Annotated in this window: 15 protein-coding genes; 2 read left to right on the top strand and 13 right to left on the bottom strand. The window is 42.0% G+C overall.

Annotation, left to right across the window (positions count from 1 at the left end):
- Position 1: 1 nt before the first annotated feature.
- The 12 genes from AC3KZC_RS15260 to mraZ are packed head-to-tail and all read right to left on the bottom strand — an operon-like array spanning position 2 to position 13,430.
- The gene (locus AC3KZC_RS15260; RefSeq protein WP_490577771.1) at positions 2-916 is read right to left on the bottom strand and encodes a D-alanine--D-alanine ligase; all 915 of its coding nucleotides are present in this window, start codon (positions 914-916) and stop codon (positions 2-4) included.
- Positions 913-2,322, bottom strand: coding sequence for a UDP-N-acetylmuramate--L-alanine ligase (gene murC / locus AC3KZC_RS15265; RefSeq protein WP_490577869.1), 1,410 nt, complete (start codon positions 2,320-2,322; stop codon positions 913-915). The genes AC3KZC_RS15260 and murC overlap by 4 nt, the downstream gene beginning before the upstream one ends.
- Positions 2,323-2,369: 47 nt before the next feature.
- Positions 2,370-3,428: an undecaprenyldiphospho-muramoylpentapeptide beta-N-acetylglucosaminyltransferase gene (gene murG, locus AC3KZC_RS15270; protein ID WP_490577772.1), complete on the bottom strand. Its 1,059-nt coding sequence runs from the start codon at positions 3,426-3,428 to the stop codon at positions 2,370-2,372.
- Positions 3,425-4,597 carry a cell division protein FtsW gene (ftsW, locus tag AC3KZC_RS15275; RefSeq protein ID WP_490577773.1) on the bottom strand — a complete coding sequence of 391 codons (1,173 nt, stop codon included), beginning with the start codon at positions 4,595-4,597 and terminating at the stop codon, positions 3,425-3,427. The genes murG and ftsW overlap by 4 nt, the downstream gene beginning before the upstream one ends.
- Complete coding sequence (murD, locus tag AC3KZC_RS15280) at positions 4,588-5,922, bottom strand: UDP-N-acetylmuramoyl-L-alanine--D-glutamate ligase (protein WP_490577774.1); 1,335 nt, start codon at positions 5,920-5,922, stop codon at positions 4,588-4,590. Before murD ends, ftsW begins: the two co-directional genes overlap by 10 nt.
- Positions 5,923-7,005 (bottom strand): phospho-N-acetylmuramoyl-pentapeptide-transferase, encoded by a 1,083-nt coding sequence (mraY, locus tag AC3KZC_RS15285; protein WP_490577775.1) that lies wholly within the window; start codon positions 7,003-7,005, stop codon positions 5,923-5,925.
- On the bottom strand, positions 6,999-8,390 hold the full coding sequence (locus AC3KZC_RS15290; protein ID WP_490577776.1) for a UDP-N-acetylmuramoyl-tripeptide--D-alanyl-D-alanine ligase: 1,392 nt from the start codon (positions 8,388-8,390) through the stop codon (positions 6,999-7,001). Before AC3KZC_RS15290 ends, mraY begins: the two co-directional genes overlap by 7 nt.
- Entirely contained in the window at positions 8,387-9,853 is a 1,467-nt protein-coding gene (gene murE / locus AC3KZC_RS15295) for a UDP-N-acetylmuramoyl-L-alanyl-D-glutamate--2,6-diaminopimelate ligase (protein ID WP_490577777.1), read from the bottom strand. Before murE ends, AC3KZC_RS15290 begins: the two co-directional genes overlap by 4 nt.
- On the bottom strand, positions 9,846-11,666 hold the full coding sequence (locus AC3KZC_RS15300) for a penicillin-binding transpeptidase domain-containing protein (RefSeq protein ID WP_490577778.1): 1,821 nt from the start codon (positions 11,664-11,666) through the stop codon (positions 9,846-9,848). The genes murE and AC3KZC_RS15300 overlap by 8 nt, the downstream gene beginning before the upstream one ends.
- Positions 11,663-11,989 carry a cell division protein FtsL gene (gene ftsL, locus AC3KZC_RS15305; protein ID WP_490577779.1) on the bottom strand — a complete coding sequence of 109 codons (327 nt, stop codon included), beginning with the start codon at positions 11,987-11,989 and terminating at the stop codon, positions 11,663-11,665. The genes AC3KZC_RS15300 and ftsL overlap by 4 nt, the downstream gene beginning before the upstream one ends.
- Positions 11,986-12,924 (bottom strand): 16S rRNA (cytosine(1402)-N(4))-methyltransferase RsmH, encoded by a 939-nt coding sequence (gene rsmH / locus AC3KZC_RS15310; protein ID WP_490577780.1) that lies wholly within the window; start codon positions 12,922-12,924, stop codon positions 11,986-11,988. The genes ftsL and rsmH overlap by 4 nt, the downstream gene beginning before the upstream one ends.
- A 47-nt stretch (positions 12,925-12,971) precedes the next feature.
- On the bottom strand, positions 12,972-13,430 hold the full coding sequence (gene mraZ, locus AC3KZC_RS15315; RefSeq protein ID WP_490577781.1) for a division/cell wall cluster transcriptional repressor MraZ: 459 nt from the start codon (positions 13,428-13,430) through the stop codon (positions 12,972-12,974).
- A 432-nt stretch (positions 13,431-13,862) separates the two neighbouring features.
- On the opposite strand from mraZ, the gene AC3KZC_RS15320 reads away from it, so the two are divergent.
- Together AC3KZC_RS15320 and AC3KZC_RS15325 are read left to right on the top strand one after the other, a co-directional pair.
- Positions 13,863-15,491: a S41 family peptidase gene (locus AC3KZC_RS15320; RefSeq protein WP_490577782.1), complete on the top strand. Its 1,629-nt coding sequence runs from the start codon at positions 13,863-13,865 to the stop codon at positions 15,489-15,491.
- Positions 15,488-15,877 carry a hypothetical protein gene (locus tag AC3KZC_RS15325; protein ID WP_490577783.1) on the top strand — a complete coding sequence of 130 codons (390 nt, stop codon included), beginning with the start codon at positions 15,488-15,490 and terminating at the stop codon, positions 15,875-15,877. Before AC3KZC_RS15320 ends, AC3KZC_RS15325 begins: the two co-directional genes overlap by 4 nt.
- Before the next feature lie 56 nt (positions 15,878-15,933).
- Here AC3KZC_RS15325 and AC3KZC_RS15330 read toward each other — a convergent pair whose 3' ends face one another.
- Complete coding sequence (locus tag AC3KZC_RS15330; protein WP_490577784.1) at positions 15,934-19,020, bottom strand: ATP-binding protein; 3,087 nt, start codon at positions 19,018-19,020, stop codon at positions 15,934-15,936.

The following is a 19,020-nucleotide window of genomic DNA, read 5'->3' on the forward strand; positions in this document are numbered from 1 at the left end:
ATTAAAGCGTCTGCTCCAATATATTTATGACTAATTGACTGAAATTCATACCATTTGCTTTAGCTGCCATCGGTACTAACGACTTCTCTGTCATGCCTGGCACTGTATTTACCTCAAGCAGGTAAAACTGGCCTGCTTGGTCGCGCATCGCATCAACTCGTCCCCAGCCACTTGCTCCAACCAACTTAAATGCTTGTTGTGCTAAAAGCTGCAAGTTATCTGTTTCAGATTGGCCGAGCTCTGCTGGGCAAAAGTATTGGGTGCTGTTCGCTTGATATTTAGCTTCGTAATCATAAAAACCACGTGGCGTCACCATTTCAACAATCGGTTGTGCAACGCCTGAAATCATCGTAACGGTAAATTCACGTCCGGTTATCCACTTTTCAAGCATCACCGTATCATCAAAACGAAATGCATTATTAATGGCTTCATTTAATTCAATCGCGGTTGTTGCTTTTGCCATGCCGATGCTTGAACCTTCATGAGCGGGTTTAACCATCACAGCACCAAATTCGTTGATGATTGCTTCACTATCAAACTGCGCACCTTGCTCAACCACAACAAACTCAGCGGTACTTAAACCACGTGCTTTAAACAACTCTTTGCAACGCACTTTATCCATTGCTAACGCTGAACCTAAAACGCCACTGCCAGTGTAAGGCAATCCTAAAAATTCAAGTGCTCCTTGAATAGTGCCATCTTCACCACCACGGCCATGCAGAGCAATAAAAGCACGATCAGTTTGTAAACTTTTAAGATCGAATAAATTGCGCTCTGCAGGATCAAAAGCAAATGCATCAACACCTTGCGATACTAATGCGTTTAACACAGCTTGGCCTGAACGTAATGAGACATCGCGTTCAGCTGAACTGCCGCCCATTAGTACTGCTACTTTGCCAAATTGTTGTGGATTCATGCATTCACCTGTTTTAACTTTTCAATATCGAGTTGTGTTTCTGCCAGTACTTTAACGAGCTGGCCTATATTCCCCGCACCTTGAGTGAGGATTAAATCATTACCTTGTAGCACTTCGCTTAGCACCGTCATTAATTCATTTGGGTTTGAAATGTACACAGGCTCTTTACCACGCAGGCGTAAACTACGGCATAAGCTTTTACTGTCAGCACCTGCAATGACTTGCTCACCTGCGGGATAAACTTCAAGTAACAGCAACAAATCAACCTCAGCCAAAACCTGCACAAACTCTTCGTATAAATCACGGGTGCGCGTATAACGATGTGGTTGATACGCCATCACTAAACGCTTATCTGGCCAACCTTGGCGAGCAGCTTTTATAGTCGCAGCCACTTCTGATGGATGGTGACCATAATCGTCCACTAACATAATCTCACCACGTTCGGTGGCAAAATTACCATAATGCTCAAAACGTCGGCCTATGCCTTCAAATTTTGCAAGCGCTCGAATAATGGCTTCATCCGCAATGCCCTCATCTTTAGCAACGGCAATGGCTGCTGTTGCATTAAGTGCATTATGTAAACCAGGCATATTCAATTTAACGCTTAAGGTATGCCCTTGCTTATCAGTCACAATAAACTGGCTGGTATTGCCCGACTGAACAAAATCACTCATGCGATAATCTGCTTGGCTTGATTGGCCATAAGTTAAAAACTTTCGCCCAAACCGCGGGATCAACTCGTTGATCACTTCATCATCGCAGCACACCACAGCTAAGCCATAAAAAGGTAAGTTATGAATAAACTCAATGTAAGTGTCTTTCATATTTTCGAAGTCACCTTGATACGTATCCATATGATCCGCTTCAATATTGGTGATCACCGAGACCATCGGCTGTAAATGCAAAAATGACGCATCACTTTCATCTGCTTCAGCAATTAAAAATCGGCTTGAGCCAAGCTTGGCGTTTGTACCAGCACTATTGAGTAACCCACCAATCACAAACGTAGGATCAAGATCCGCTTCGGCAAACACGCTCGCAATTAAACTGGTTGTGGTGGTTTTTCCATGAGTACCAGCAATCGCGATACCGTGGCGAAAACGCATTAATTCAGCCAACATTTCAGCACGACGCACAATAGGAGTTCTATTTTCTTGCGCTGCGATTATTTCTGGATTTTTTTGATCAATCGCACTTGAAACCACCACCACGCTGGCATCATCAACATTGCTTGCCTGATGACCTATAAAAATTTTAGCGCCTATCGCCGCCAAACGTTTTGTCATCGCATTTTCAGCGATATCCGAACCTGTAATTTTATAACCTTCATAGGCGAGTACTTCTGCAATCCCACCCATACCCGCGCCACCTATACCAATAAAGTGGATAGATTCAACACGTCGCATCGCGGGTAATTTACTTATTTGATTCACGTAATTCTCTTTCTATTTTTTTAATGGCTCAATTGCTGACAAAAATACGCAACTTGCTCAGTCGCATCGAGCTTAGCCAAGGCTTTCGCTCGCTGAGCCATTTCACTAATTAATTCATTATTTTCAACATAAGGCTTGAGCATGCTAACTACTATCTCAGTGTCCATATCACCTTGTTGTAACAACAACGCGGCGTGATTATCCACTAAATACCCTGCGTTTGCAGTTTGATGATCATCTACAGCATGAGGAAATGGAATGAACAACGCCATTTTACCCGCTGCGGCAATTTCACTGACCGTAAGTGCTCCAGCTCGGCAAATCACAATATCTGCCCATCGATAAGCAAGATCGATATCATCAATAAACTGTTCTACCTTGGCTTCAAGCTCTAATGCTTTATATTGTTCGGTTACGCCACCTAGCTGCCCTTTACCAGTTTGATGCCAAATTGATAACGCTTTTGTGTGCTGTAATGCGGCAAATGCTGCTGGCAAGTTTTCATTTAAGGCACTGGCCCCTAAAGAACCACCGACCACTAAAATTTTACAGCATTGTGGATCAAATTGATGCCCCACTAATGCCATACTGCTTCGTACCGGATTGCCAACTAATGTAGCCACACCATCTTCAAAAGCACTTGGAAAGGCAGCACACACTTGATTGGCCAGTTTAGCTAACAACTTATTGCTCAATCCAGCGACTGCATTTTGCTCATGCACTATTAGCGGGATCCCTAAACTTTTAGCCGCAATACCCGCAGGGCCGGTTACATAACCGCCCATGCCAAGCAGTACATCTGGGCGCTCCTGCTGCATAATTTTACGTGCTTGCCAAATCGCTTTAAGCACCATAAATGGTGCCGTAAATAAGCGTTTTAAACCATTACCACGTACGCCTTTAACTTCAATAAAACGAATCGCAATATCGTGCTTTGGCACTACATCAGCTTCCATTCTATCGGCTGTACCAAGCCAAACCACTTGCCAGCCTTGTTGTTTTAAATGCTCTGCAACGGCAATACCAGGAAAAATATGCCCACCGGTACCACCTGCAACGACCATGAGTTTTTTGGTCATTTTTTTCGCCCTCCGGTTGCTTGCCGTGTTGCCATATTCACTTCAAAATCAATACGCAGTAGAACCCCAATTGCAACTGTCATCACCATCAAACTTGAGCCACCGTATGAAACAAACGGTAAAGTTAGCCCTTTAGTTGGCAATAAACCGGCACTGGCACCCACATTCACCACACTTTGAAACGCAATCCAAATGCCAATCGCGAGTGCAAAATAACCTTCGTATTCTTTACCTGCTTTTAATGCTTTTTGGCCGATGTTAAACGCACGATAAACCAAAGTACCGATGACTAATAAAATACTGAGCACCCCAATAAAACCAAGCTCTTCACCAATCACGGCAAAGATAAAATCGTTATGCGCCTCAGGTAAATATTGTAATTTTTGTACGCTGTTACCTAACCCCTGACCCAGCCAACCGCCGCGACTATACGCCATTAAAGACTGAACAAGCTGATAACCATTACCAAAAGGATCATCCCAAGGCTCTAAAAAGCTTACAACACGCGCCATACGATAGGGTTCAAAAATAATTAATAGCGTGACCAAGCCTGAACCTGTCAAAATCAACGCCAGAAACTGCCACACTTTTGCACCAGCTAGAAACAATAAACCCACTGTAGTGACAAACATTACCAATACCGTACCTAAATCAGGCTGCATTAAAATTAAAAAAGCGTATACAGCAAACACGGCCATCGGTTTAGTAAACCCTTTAATATTATCTTGTACTTCAGCGCGTTTTCGAACCAAATAACCTGCGATATAACTAAAAAAACACAGCTTTGCCACCTCAGCAGCCTGCAAACCGACAGGCCCTATCGGGATCCAACGCTTAGAGCCATTCACTTCACGCCCAACAAGCAGCACCAACACTAGCAAACCTAACCCTATGAATAGTAAAGGCATATTAAAATGTTTCCACCAAGACATTGGAATGGTGGTACTAAACCAAAAAAGAATAAAACTCATGCCTAAAAACATGCAATGACGGGTGGTTATATGATAAGGATTATTATAAATTCGCTCAGAAACAGGCATAGAAGCACTGTTGACCATAACAAAACCAAGCCCAACTAATAACAGTACGCAATACAATAAACTGGTATCAAATAAGCTATCTGATTTCCTAGCAAAAAAACGGGCATGAATAGTGGCAACTAAGGACATAATTTTTCCTCAGTCACACAATGAACAAAGTCATCACCTCGCGCCATGTAATTGTTATACATATCTAAACTAGCACAGGCAGGGGCAAGTAATACGCTATCGCCTACGTTGGCTAATTTTTTTGCACAGGCTACCGCGTGCGCCATAGAACTAACCAAGTGCGAACCCACCTTTAAAGCAGCTAGCGCATGAGCGTCACGGCCTAGGCAAATCAACTCGCTCACTTGCGTATTAAAGTAATGCCCAAGTGGACTAAAATCAGCACCTTTACCATCACCACCCACAATTAAAACCAATCCTTTGCTTGGGCTGTACAAACCTTCGATTGAGCTAATACATGCACCAACATTGGTTGCTTTTGAGTCATTATAAAAATTGACGCCGTCTATTTGCGCTACAAACTGGCAACGATGTGCAAGCCCAGAAAAAGCTTTAAAACTCTTAGAGAAAACAGTTGTTTTAATATTAAAGGGCTGCAGCAACGCCATCACAGCAAGGGCATTAAGCTGGTTGTGTTTACCTACAATCGTCAAATCGCTAACAGGTAAAATCGCTTGCTGTTGATAAGCAAAGTACGAATCTGACTCGCAATTTTGCAGATGATAATCACTATCTGTTAAACCGAAACTTAATGTGGCTTTTGCCTCTTGTGGATACGTCAGTAAATCGGCTTGGTTATACACCGCCAATTGGGCATTTCGATAAATAGTCTGTTTTGCTGCGCAATAGTCATTCATACCTGCGTACCTATCCATATGATCTTCACACAGATTAAGCACTGTTGCGCTGATAGGCGCCAAACTGAAAGTAGTTTCTAATTGAAAACTCGACAGTTCAAGCACAAAAACATCAATATCGTTACTTAATAAATCCAGTGGTGACGTACCTATGTTTCCGGCCAAACCGACGTTATAACCCGCATCAGCCAAAACCTTAGCCGCTAATGTCACCACGGTTGATTTACCATTCGAACCAGTCACAGCCACTACAGGTTTGTCATTAATACGCGCAAACAGCTCAATATCACCAATGACGTCGACATCTGCAGCTAATGCGCGTTGTACCTCGTGTGTACTAAGAGCAATCCCTGGGCTGATAATAATCATATCAACCTCATTTAACGGCGCATGTGATAAAGAACCAAAATAACAAGGTAAATGAGGTGCATGATCGATTAACCATTGAGCACCCGGAGGCTCTGCTCGGCTATCAACCACGATAGGGTTAATGGCTTGACCTAGCAGAAAACGCACAGTGCTCAGACCGGAAACACCGAGCCCAAGCACCATTATTTTTTGTGTTTTTAACTGCGTTAAGTAATTCATTTATCTTATCTTTAACGTCGCCAAACCAGCTAAAACCAAGACCACAGAGATAATCCAAAAGCGCACTATCACCCGAGGTTCAGGCCACCCTTTCAATTCATAATGATGGTGAATTGGTGCCATTCTAAAAATCCGTTGGCCTCGTAATTTATAAGAGCCAACTTGCAAAATAACCGACACGGCTTCCATCACAAAAACGCCGCCCATGATAATCAGCACTAACTCTTGGCGCACTAAAATAGCAATAATACCCAGTGCTCCACCCAGTGCGAGCGATCCAACATCTCCCATAAATACTTGCGCAGGATACGTATTGAACCACAAAAAACCTAACCCAGCGCCAACAATCGTGGTACAAACAATCACCAGTTCACTGGCTAGAGGAAGATGAGGAAGGTGTAAATATGCTGCGTAATTAATGTTACCAGTTACATAAGCAATAAATGCTAATGCCCCAGCAACTAAAATGGTCGGCACTATGGCCAACCCATCTAAACCATCGGTGAGGTTTACCGCATTTGAGGTACCAACAATCACAAAGTAAGTCATTACGATGAAGAAAATACCGAGCTGAGGTAATACATCTTTGAAAAAAGGCACCACTAACGATGTCTCTGCACTTAATGATGCACTGCTGTATAAAAAGATACCCGTTGCTAAAGCAATAATGGATTGCCAAAAGTATTTCCAGCGCGCAATTAAACCTTTACTGTCTTTACGCACTACTTTGCGGTAATCATCAACAAAACCTACAACACCAAGCGACCCAATAACGAACAATGTCACTAATACATACTTGTTACTTAAGTCAGCCCATAGCAAAGTGCTTGAGAAAATAGATGCCAAAATCAAGATCCCGCCCATAGTCGGCGTGCCCGATTTAACTAAATGAGACTCAGGGCCATCGGTGCGAACTGTCTGGCCGATTTGCATATCTTGTAAATAGCGAATCACTTTAGGGCCAAAATATAACGAGATCAGTAAGGCCGTTAAAATGCCTAAAATAGAGCGGAATGTCAGGTATGAAAAAACATTAAAGCCTGAATAGTATTGAGTTAAATATTCCGCTAACCAAACTAGCATGGTTGTGCTCCATTATTATTTTTATGTTGAGCACTGGCGACAATATCTTGTACCAACAACTCCATTCGTGAACTACGAGAACCTTTTACCAAAATAGTAATAGGGCCATCAACGTGAGCAATATCATTTAAAATTGCTGCTAATAACTGTTGGCGTGACGAAAAGTGCAAGCCAGCTTTTTGATAAACATCACTGGCATAGCGACTTAACACGCCCAAGCTATAAAAGGTATTAATTCCTTTTTGCTGCGCATAAAGGCCAACTTCTTCGTGATATTGGCGCGCTTCTTCACCCAGTTCGCCCATATCACCAAAAGCAAAAATTTGATGACCTTTAATTTGGCTTAGTAAATCAATACCCGCTTTAACCGACTGGACATTGGCATTATAAGTATCATCAATCACAGTTAAATTATCATTCACTTCAACCAGATTAACGCGCCCTTGCACCATCGGCATAGCAGCCAACCCTTGGGCAACTTGCGCAAGTGTCACGCCTAATGGCAAAGTCAGTGCACAGGCAATCAAGGCATTGGTGATGTTGTGCTTACCCGCAATAGGTAACAACACCGCAACCCGTTCGGTTGGAGTGCATAAATCAAAACTAGCACGACCTAATTTATCTAATTGAATGTTTTCAGGCCAAACGTCGAGCTTTTGACTCATTGAAAATTGACACAGGGCCTTATCATCAAGGCTCCCCAACCAATAATCAACATAGGGGCTGTCGGCATTAATAACAGCAATGCCACCGGCTTTCAAACCGCTAAAAATTTCACCTTTAGCTTGTGCCACACCATCTAAACTACCAAAACCTTCAATATGAGCAGCGGCAACATTACAGACCACGGCCACATCGGGTTTCACTAAATCGGTAGTGTAAGCAATTTCACCAATGTGATTAGCACCTAGCTCAATCACTGCATATTCATGATGAGGCTCAAGGCGCAATAACGTTAATGGCACGCCAATATCGTTATTAAAATTACCTTTTGTCGCTAACACTGCACCATGGCTTGATAAAATCGCAGCACACATTTCTTTCACTGTGGTTTTACCCACACTACCAGTAATTGCGATCGTTTTAGGATTGACTTCAGCCATGACAGCCGCACCTAATTGACCTAATGCCAATCGGGCGTCGGGCACAATAAACTGTGGCACTTTAACCTGAACTGAATGTTCAACAATTACAGCAACCGCACCTTGGGCAACCGCTTGCTCAGCAAATTTATGGCCATCAAAATTGGGCCCTTTAATCGCTAAAAACACCTCACCCGCTTTGATTGTGCGTGTATCGGTATTGATATTAACAACCTGCTGATTTTTCCCTTCGAAAGACACAGCCAAAACATTTTTAATCCAATTTAAGTCCATTGGGATCATTGGCTATACCCTTTTAAATATTTTACTACTTGAGTGCGATCACAAAAAGGCAAAACTTGCGTTCCGATCAGCTGATAATCTTCGTGCCCTTTTCCTGCAATTAAAATCACTTCGTCAGGTTCAGCCTGCTCTATCGCAACTTTGATTGCTTGTTCACGATCGATTTCACTCAAAATACGATTACTATCATTAAAACCAGCCAAAATATCCGCAATGATCGCATTAGGATCTTCGTTGCGAGGATTATCGCTGGTAACGATTATTTTATTTGCAAAACGTTCTGCCGCCTGAGCCATCAAAGCTCGCTTGCCTTTATCGCGATTCCCACCACAGCCAAATACACAGGTTACTTTGCCAGGAACATGTAACTGTAACGCTTGCAGCGCAAGTGCTAGGGCATCGGGTGTATGCGCATAATCAACCACACAAGTAGGCTTATTTGGCTCACTAAATGGCTGCATTCGCCCTGCCACTGGCGATAACTTATTCACCGCTTGCACTAACAAGTCAATTGAATAACCCAAAGCAAGTAGCGTGGCCAGAGCAGCGGCAAGATTATAAAGATTAAATTGACCATATAAAGGACATTTTATCTTTACATTGCCCCAACTGGTATAAAACTGCGCACTTAAACCGGCTGCACTATATTCGACATCATCAAATAAAACATAACGCCCTGCATGCACAGTCGTTTTACCTTGACCATACACAACCGCATCAACAAGTTCCGGTTGCATTAGCCATAACTTTGCAACTTCATCATCTTGATTTAACACTGATATATCAGGATTACATTCGGTAAAAAGCATCAGCTTGGCTTGAGCATAACTTTGCATATCACCATGATAATCAAGATGATCTCGTGATAAATTACTAAAAACAGCAGCTTTAAATTGAGTGCTAGCCACTCGCCCTTGCACTAAACCATGAGACGATACTTCCATCGCCACCACCTGATGCTCGGTTTGATACAATTGCGCCAAAATATCCTGCAACTCAACCGAGGATGGCGTGGTATTGGCAAGTGGAGTTAATTGTTGAGGATGACCCCAGCCTAAAGTACCGATGACCGCACTTTTTTGAGCGCACGCTTGCGATAAATGGGCAATCATACTCGAAATTGTGGACTTTCCATTAGTGCCCGTGACACCAATTAAGGTTAACTTCTCACTAGGGTTACCATAAAATTCAGCGCTTAATTGCGCCAACTTTTTATCTAACTGATTAATTCTAATTATTTTATCTGATTCAATCTCACACTGGCATTGCTCATCAACTAAGGCAATCTTTGCACCATTTGCGAGCGCCGAACCTACAAATAGGCCACCATCTTGAGCATGGCCTTTAATAGCAATAAACACATCACCACTTTTTATTTTTCGGCTATCAAGCACCAGACGCTGTACATCAATTGGGTCGTGGCTAATAGCAAAACGCGCTAAAATTGGGGCAAGATCAGCCATCATTGCTCTCCGAATCTAAAGTTGCAAAGGTCTCAATATCAGGAGCTACATTGAGCATACGCAATGCTCCTGACATAATTTCAGCAAAAGCAGGGCCTGAAACCGCACCACCATAATACACATCACCACCGGGCTCATTCACCATCACAACTACAGCTAAACGTGGATCTGACACTGGGCCTAATCCTGCAAAATAGCCCACATATTCATCACCATAACCACCTGCAACCGCTTTTTTTGAAGTACCGGTTTTACCAGCCACTCGGTAACCGTCAACTTTAGCATTCGGCGCTGTGCCACCTGGTTCAAAGACACTTTCCATCATTTCAACCACAGCACGCACATTATGCTCTTGCATAATGCGCTCACCCTGCATCGGCTCTGTTTGTTTCAAAATGGTTAAAGGACGAGATATCCCGCCTGAGCCCAATGTTGCATAAACACGAGCTAATTGTGCGGTACTAACAGATACTGCATAACCATATGATAAAGTTGCAATCTCAAAGTCAGACCATCGGCGATCAGGACGATACAGCCCACTGCTTTCACCTACCATGTTAGTCCCGGTATCCTCACCAAAACCTGCTTTTTGAAAAAAACGAACTAAGTAATCTTTTGGCAATGTTTGCGCTATTTTTGCGACCCCCATGTTGCTTGATTTCTTTAAAATTTCACGTAAATTCATTTCTCTATTATTACGAGGATCAGAAACAACACGCCCGCCAACACGCATCCAACCCGGATTCGTATCAATAACGTCATTTGCAGCAATACTGCCATATTCTAGTCCGGCTAAAACTGATAAAGGCTTTACAGTCGAGCCAGGCTCAAATAAATCGGTCACCGCCCGATTGCGGCGCTTATGAGCCGCTGAATCGCCTAAATTATTTGGATTAAAAGAAGGGCTATTGACCATTGCCAATATTTCGCCAGTTTTAACATCTACCACTATGGCTGAACCTGAGGTCGCTTTATAGCTTAACACTGCCGATTTTAATGCTTTATAAGCAATGCCTTGAATACGCTGATCAATACTCAAAGTAATATTTTCAGGCTCAACACGCTCACGCTCATCAAGCACTTCAATTTCACGCCCTTGTGCATCTTTACGAACAGTACGCCTACCATCTGCACCTGTTAGCGCTTTATCAAAAAGATTCTCAATTCCTTCAATACCTTGTCCATCAATATTTGTGAAACCAACAACATGTGCAGACACTTCCCCTGCTGGATAATAACGTTTTGACTCATCGAGTAGATGAATGCCTGGCAAACTCAAATTACCAATATAATTAGCAACTGCTGGCGTTACTTGGCGCTTTAAATAGACATAACGTCGATTAACATCTTGACGCAAGCGTTCATTTATTTCTGATTGAGAGCTTTGTAACACTTCAGCAAGCTCACGCCAGCGGGGGTCATTATCATAAATTTCAGTCGTACGCTTAGCTAACTCAGCAGCATTTTTTTGTAAGGCTTCAATGTTCTCACCTGCTTTTTTTGCACGCTTAAAGACTTTTTGCTGCAAAAACTGTTCAAGCGCTTTGGGATCCGCATACACACTCACAACAGGTACACTCACCGCCAACTCTTTTCCTTGGCGATCAAATATCATTCCACGCTGGGCATGGAGTGCTTCAACACGCAATGTGCGTTTATTATTTTCATCAATGGCCATATCCGGCTCAATAATTTGGATATAGGCCGCACGTGACGCCAATGCGACAAAAACAGCAGCAATAGCAATAGAGACGAGAAAAAATCGCCAAGCAATAAAACTGGAAGCTACTTTTTTTCGTTGGCCGTCGGTCATGGCAGCATCACCACCTGTTCGTCCTTACTATCAGGTCGTTTCATTTGTAAATTTTTACTGGCGATTGCCTCAATACGTGCATGTTGGGCATAAAACTCTTGCTCAACTAACAAGTAGCGCCATTCCAAATCCAATTCATCACGTTGTTGTAATAATTTATCTTGATTCATCAGTGCTTGACGAGAAAAGTGCGTCACTTGCACCACCGCCAAGGCAGATAAAAGAATAAGAAAAAGCAGCCCCGAAGTGAACTTCTCCCTAAAAAGTTTCCCCGCAATTTCTGCAAAGAGATTGGGTTGCCGAATTATCGGTTTCTGACTCACCCTAACCTCTGTGCAATACGAAGAACGGAGCTGCGCGCACGGCTATTTCGGGCAAGTTCTTCTTCGCCCGGTTTAATTGCTTTACCAATTGCTTTTAACGTTAGATTTTGTTTTAACTGCGCATCCGTTAATGGCAAACCACGTGGTAAAGCCTCACCTTTACTTTGCTTTTTTATAAATTGTTTAACGATACGATCTTCTAATGAATGAAACGAAATCACCACTAGACGACCACCGGGCTTTAATACTTCAAGCGACGCACTTAATGCCGTTGTGATCTCTTCAAGTTCGCTGTTGATATAGATACGAATAGCCTGAAAAGCGCGTGTTGCTGGGTGCTTGTGTTTATCTTTTACCGGCACAGCTTCATCAATCAACTTAGCTAATTGTGCTGTAGTTGTGATTGGAGTGTGTTCGCGAGTTTCTAAAATTTTATGAGCGATACGACGACCAAACTTTTCTTCACCATAGGTTTTAATGACCCAAGTGATTTCTTCTAAATCTGCAACGGCTAACCACTGTGCAGCACTTCGACCTGCGCTTGGGTTCATACGCATATCAAGTGGGCCATCTTTCATAAAACTAAAACCACGCTCAGCATCATCTAACTGAGGTGATGACACACCGATATCGAGTAAAATACCATCGACTTTACCAATTAAATCGGCTTCTTCAGCCACGTGTTTAATTTCAGAAAAGGTATTATGAGCAATCGAAAAGCGGGGATCATCGGCAAAACGCTCAGCCGCTTTGATCGCTTGAGGATCGCGATCAATGGCTTGTAACCGGCCATTTTCACCTAATTTTTTCAGTATTTCACCCGAATGACCGCCACGGCCAAAGGTACCATCGATATAAATGCCATCGGGTTTGATGGCTAATGCGTCAATGGTTTCTTCCATTAATACCGAAATATGTTGAAAATTGTCTGACATTAGTCGTTGTAAGCCTTATTTATAAGTTTTTCGATTCAATTCAAATATTAAAAAGAGAAGTCTTGTAGGCGCTCTGTTAATTCAAAATCACCTTGCTGCTCTTGGGCAATATCTGCCTGCATTTGTTGTTGCCAGCTATCTTCATCCCAAATTTCAAATTTGTTCAATTGGCCTACCAGCATCAATTTTTTGTTCAAACCAGCATGCGCTCTTAGCGGTGCCGAAAGTAAAATTCGACCATTTTTGTCAACCTGACAATCCATGGCATTGCCTAATAATACGCGTTGAACTCGTCGTTCATGTGGATTCATATTTGAAAGCTTTAGTAGTTTACTTTCAATAAGTTGCCATTCACTTAATGGATAAAGTAATAAACAAGCCTGCTGTAAATCTACCGTACAAACCATTTGGCCATCACAATCTGCTTGCAGCAAAGTGCGGTACTTGGTCGGAATGGCCAAGCGCCCTTTATCGTCAAGACTGATTGAAAACGCACCACGGAACATAGACAGGTCCAATTTATTATTATTTGATCCTAAAAGATCCACTTTTACCCACATCCTACCACGAAAGTACAGTTTAGGGCTTGACAAGCCAATTTGTCAAGCAATCAAAAAGTGAAAATCGCCCTGCTAAGCCAGAAAAAATAAGGCCTCTAGCGAACCTCATGAATTAAGTGGAAAAAAGTGGAGAGATACTAAAAAAGAAGTCTTTTGATGTTTTTTTGTACGCAGAGCGCCATTTAACCTATCTAATTTTTGGCTCAAATGGGTTTTAGATTAACTAAATGTAAAGAAAGGTGAATATACGCTTTTAGCCCTAACGCTGATGGCCATTGAGGTCTAATATTTTAATTCTAAAATGCAATAAACTCTTAATTGCTCGCGCTATACCAATTTGATATGTTCTCAAAACAACAACATTCTTTAGGGATTATTATGTTACTGGGCAAAAAAACAGTCACTACCTCATTGCTTTCATCGATTATTATCGCACTCTGCGGCTGTGGCGGAAGTCGTGGCGGTAATAATGAAACAGAAACACCGCAAACTCCAACAACCAATTCCGTTGCTTGGACGCCAGGAAGCTTTCAGCCTGCCACCAATTTTGCTCATTTTTGCCAAAACCCTCGTACAGGTAACGATCCTTATAATCAAAATAGACCGTATCCCGATAAATCCGGCAGCCAACAGCATGAAAAAATGTGGTTGCGTAGCTGGAGCAATGAAACTTACTTGTGGTATCGCGAATTACCCGATAATGATCCTGCTAATTTCACGGTCGCCCAATATTTTGCTCAACTAAAAACCACCGCGACTATCGAGTCGGGAGCTAAAAAAGATCAATTTCATTTTTCCCGAGAGACAGCCGATTATAAAAAAGAGACTCAATCTGGTGTTGTTTCGGGATACGGCATTGAATGGTCAGTGACAAAAACCTCGCCACCGCGTGATTTTAAAATTGCCTATGTTGAGCCTAATTCACCTGCAGCACTTGCTGGAATTGAGCGCGGCTATAAATTAACCCACGTTGATGGGGTTGATTTTATTTATGATGGTACATCTGAAGGGGTCGATAAACTCAATAAAGCGCTCTTTGGCAGTGCCTCTGGGGATACTCATGAGCTCACATTTATCAACCGTGAAGGGCAAAGCGAACAATTTAGTTTAGTCGCTGCTGAAGTTGACTCAAGCCCAGTACAAAATGCCAAAGTGATTGATACTAATAAAGGAAAAGTAGGCTATGTGCAATTTAATGCTCATATTGCTAAGGCGCAAAATGGCTTGATTGATGCCGTTAGTGTATTTTCTGATGCCAATATCAAAGAGCTTGTGGTGGATTTACGCTATAACGGTGGTGGCCTACTTGCAATGGCATCACAACTGGCTTTTATGGTTGCAGGTGATAACGCGACCCAAAACCGAGTATTTGAAAAAACACTGTTTAATGATAAATATCCAAATACCGACCCAGTAACTGGGCGCGCATTACAACCGACTCCTTTTTATGACTTTAAAATTGATTATGTCGCTGGTAAGGCAACCACTGCTGACTTACCGACTTTGGCGCTATCACGCGTATTTGTACTCACTACCGCTAATACTTGTTCAGCCAGTGAAGCGTTTATTAATGGACTGCGTGGGATCGATGTCGAAGTCATTCAAATCGGCGGGCAAACATGTGGTAAACCTTATGGTTTTTACCCAACTGATAATTGCTCGATGACATACTTTACCATTCAATTTTCAGGTATTAACGACAAAGGATTTGGTGATTACGCTGATGGTTTTAAACCCAAAGCAACCCCAGTATTTGATGATGAAATCAAAGGCTGTGCAATAAACGATGATTTCAGTAAATTACTTGGCGACCCCACTGAAGGACTGTTAAATGGCGCACTCACATATATTAAAACTGGTAGCTGCCCAATTAATAACCCTCAATTAAAAACAGCACCGAAACCTGCGACAGCAATCGATAGTCAAAGCGTATTTGATATTCGCTATCAATCATTTTTGCTTGAGAATAAAATCAGCACCCCTGTTATTGAGCAGGTGAGTAAATGAGCGCAATAACACACAAATGGCTGTGGCCCTCACTTATCAGCACCTTGCTACTTGTAACGGGTTGCCAACAAGCTAAAACTCAGCTAGTACCGGCTGTTGTAACGAGTATAACCCCTGCATCTAAAGCGCAATTACAGCAAGCAATTAAAAGCCTGCTGTATCGCGATATCACAATTGCCGATAACGCATTTAGCCAAACAAGTGACATATTAATTGAACGTGCTGTGATAAAAGATGAACGAGGGTTACCCATAATGGGGCGCGACTTAGGTCAGGCATTAAAATTATCACTCTTGACCGATGGTAAAAATTGCTTTTTACAATCAAGTGAAACGGGTACGGAAAAAGTTGCTGTTTCGGCTATAGGCTGCAAACCCGCATTATAAAGCTTTATTTTTGCTCAGCTTCGTACGAAGCTGGGCAAATTTTGATACACACGCTGTTAAGCCTCCTTTTGAGACAACCAACCGAGGACTTTTTGCTCAAAAGTAATTGGATCGATTGGTTTTGCAATAAAATCATCCATACCCGCTTGAATACAAGCATCTTTATCGCCCGACATCGCACCCGCTGTCATCGCGATAATACTCACTTTTTGATAGTAGCCCCCTGCCTCCCCAAGCCTAATACGTCTGGCTGTTTCAAAGCCATCAAGGACAGGCATTTGGCAATCCATTAAAATAAGATCAAATTGCGCTGTCTGCTCCTGCATTAATAAATCCAATGCTTTTTGTCCATTTTCAGCACACGTTATCTCTAACGGTAAATGTTCCAATAAGCCAACCGCCACTACACGATTAATTTCATTATCGTCAACAATTAACACCGAGTAGCGATGACTCAGTTGATTGGTTTGAGCTGCGTTATTAATAAGTGCTTCTCGGTTCTTTGATATTTTACTGAGCTTATTGTAAGTGTATAAAAGCTGCTCAGGTAATACGGGATAGTTAATTGAGGCGCAATTTTCTTGGCAAAAATCCAAGCCACGACTCGCCGTCGCACGCTCCATTATAATCAGTTTTGTTTTGCCCTTTACTTCATTACCATTTAGCCAATCAAATAAAGGTTTTTGAGTGAATAACTCATCCACCAAAAGTAAGTCAGGTAATAGACTATCGTTTTGCTCAATGAACTCAGACCAACTTCCAAAACAACCTACTTCAGCCTGCCAAAACCCTAATTGACGTTGCAAAATATCATTTGCATTCTTTTTATCACTTAGCACATACACTTTTCGCCCTAACAATAGCGGTGAGTGCAAAGTCGACTGTTCATCATCAGGTAATTGCGCCTTAATGGTAAACCTAAACGTACTCCCTTGACCCGATTCGCTGTGCAGCGAAATATCACCCCCCAATAATTTCACTAATTGCTGAGATATTGACAAACCTAACCCTGTCCCACCAAAGTCTTTTGCTATGCCACTGTGCGCTTGAATGAAGGGTTGAAATAACTTCCTCTGTTGCTCAGCGGTAATACCGATACCGCTATCCTTCACCGCTACCTCTAACTGAACATGGTGATCTTCATCTCCAAGAGCGATTGTTTTGGCGGTCACTTTGATATGCCCTTGAGCGGTAAATTTAATGGCATTGCCAATTAGATTGACCAAAATTTGTTTAAGGCGATACGCATCACTAATCAACAACTCGTGTTCAATCTGCGTCCAGTCAAACAGTAATTCCAGCCCTTTTTCATCACAACGTAGTGCCATTGAACTCATCACCGCGCCTATGGTTTTAATCACATCAAAAGAAGCAAGCTCAATATCTAATTTGCCAGATTCTATCTTTGACAAGTCCAATAAATCATTAATCAATATGGTTAATGTCGATGCACTACTTTTAGCCATATTTAAATAACTGAGCTGTTTATCTGAGAGCTGTTCACGCTCTAACAAAGCCATCATCCCTGCAATACCATTTAAGGGCGTTCTTATTTCGTGACTAATATTAGCCACAAAAGCACTTTTAGACTGATTCGCAGCCAAAGCCTGATCTGTTGCAAGCTTTAATTCAAGAGTACGCTCAACAACTTGACGCTCTAAAGACTCATTCATTGTATGTATTTTAATTTCGTTTATTCGCGATTCTGTAATATCACGGATCAACGCAGCGACAGAAGCCGTTATGGCTGGATTTTGAGAAAAGACTGGCGATAAAGTAACACTTAAAGTCTTAGCTTCTCCTGCAGCATTCACCCCCTCAAGCTCAAAAACCTCTGGTTCTTTTTGCTCTATGATGCGCGCTAACACACTATTATTAAGCGACTCAGTGGTATCATTAAAAATAATATCTGCAAATTTTCGATGTATTTTATCGCCATCTCGCAAGCCAAATAAATAAGCTGCAGATTCATTCCAATTTAGGAGCTCTCCCTCTTTGGTGACATTAATAATGGCATCTAAAGAGCCTGCAACAATTGCTTCATATCGGGAGTTTTTATCATAAAGCGACAAGAGTTTATTTAAATACTTTTGATAACCAAAAATAAACACATTGAAAATCATAAAAATAGCAATTATCAGAGCAATTACCGCACCTCGTTGTTGCAGCCAAAGCTGCTCAACCTTCTGGGTTGATAATGCGCCTATTACATATAAAAAACGCTGCTCTCGCGTCGACAACACGGCTTTATTGCCGACCATCCAATAACTTTGCTGTAAAAAATTAACCAAATGAATAGTATCACTGTCTGGTATTTCACTTTTTTCAGTAACGTTTTGCCATGTTGCATCAGGATTGCCTAAATCAAAACCAAACCCTAACGAAGGTTTTGGGGGTAAAATAAAAAAACCCTGCGTATTTAAAATATAAAGTTCAAAAGCGGAGTGCTCGAATTGTTGCTGTAGATCATTGAGCAACTGTGACGCGTCAATATTGACGATGATAAAACCAAAAAACTGATAATTATCATCAAACACCGGCTTTGCCACCCTAAAGGTGGGCCAGAGGGGATTTTCGATGACACCATACTCTCGATTTAGCGTGATATCAGAAAGGTAATCTTCACTTGGATGTAGCTGAGTAATGGCCTGATAGTAATCAGTATCTCCTTTTTTTTGTAATAACTCGCTTGGGGTGATCGTAACGCGGCCCTCTCTGCGCTCTACTCGAATCACTTCTTTGCCTTGGTTGTGACGACTAATATAACGTATTTGCCTTATTTCAGGATTGGCTTCTATAAAGGCTGAAAATATAGTTTGTAATCGAGAAATCCACTGACTGGTTGTCGTACCATCATAAGGGTCAATACCGCCATGATTAAATGCTCGACTAATTCCCATAACAGGTGGTGTTGAATGTAAAAACTGCACCTTTTTTCGGCTTTTAGCAACATTACTTTCAAGAGTTAACAGTGACGTTTCTGTTATTTTTAGCAATGACGCGCGATGCTGCTCTGCTATTTGCTCTTTGGCATACACACTGTAAATGAAATAAATACTGACACATAAACACAAAATAATGCCAATACCAATAAAGGGGAGCCACCGATTATTACGAAACCTTAAGATGTAATTTAAGTCCAT

The sequence above is a fragment of the Pseudoalteromonas sp. J2K-J031 genome, from assembly GCF_058197095.2.

Bases quoted from the DNA above. Each gene is read 5' to 3' on its own strand.
- AC3KZC_RS15260 (WP_490577771.1), bottom strand. From the start codon at position 916: ATGAATCCACAACAATTTGGCAAAGTAGCAGTACTAATGGGCGGCAGT.
- murC (WP_490577869.1), bottom strand. From the start codon at position 2,322: ATGCGACGTGTTGAATCTATCCACTTTATTGGTATAGGTGGCGCGGGT.
- murG (WP_490577772.1), bottom strand. From the start codon at position 3,428: ATGACCAAAAAACTCATGGTCGTTGCAGGTGGTACCGGTGGGCATATT.
- ftsW (WP_490577773.1), bottom strand. From the start codon at position 4,597: ATGTCCTTAGTTGCCACTATTCATGCCCGTTTTTTTGCTAGGAAATCA.
- murD (WP_490577774.1), bottom strand. From the start codon at position 5,922: ATGAATTACTTAACGCAGTTAAAAACACAAAAAATAATGGTGCTTGGG.
- mraY (WP_490577775.1), bottom strand. From the start codon at position 7,005: ATGCTAGTTTGGTTAGCGGAATATTTAACTCAATACTATTCAGGCTTT.
- AC3KZC_RS15290 (WP_490577776.1), bottom strand. From the start codon at position 8,390: ATGATCCCAATGGACTTAAATTGGATTAAAAATGTTTTGGCTGTGTCT.
- murE (WP_490577777.1), bottom strand. From the start codon at position 9,853: ATGGCTGATCTTGCCCCAATTTTAGCGCGTTTTGCTATTAGCCACGAC.
- AC3KZC_RS15300 (WP_490577778.1), bottom strand. From the start codon at position 11,666: ATGACCGACGGCCAACGAAAAAAAGTAGCTTCCAGTTTTATTGCTTGG.
- rsmH (WP_490577780.1), bottom strand. From the start codon at position 12,924: ATGTCAGACAATTTTCAACATATTTCGGTATTAATGGAAGAAACCATT.
- mraZ (WP_490577781.1), bottom strand. From the start codon at position 13,430: ATGTTCCGTGGTGCGTTTTCAATCAGTCTTGACGATAAAGGGCGCTTG.
- AC3KZC_RS15320 (WP_490577782.1), top strand. From the start codon at position 13,863: ATGTTACTGGGCAAAAAAACAGTCACTACCTCATTGCTTTCATCGATT.
- AC3KZC_RS15325 (WP_490577783.1), top strand. From the start codon at position 15,488: ATGAGCGCAATAACACACAAATGGCTGTGGCCCTCACTTATCAGCACC.
- AC3KZC_RS15330 (WP_490577784.1), bottom strand. From the start codon at position 19,020: ATGGACTTAAATTACATCTTAAGGTTTCGTAATAATCGGTGGCTCCCC.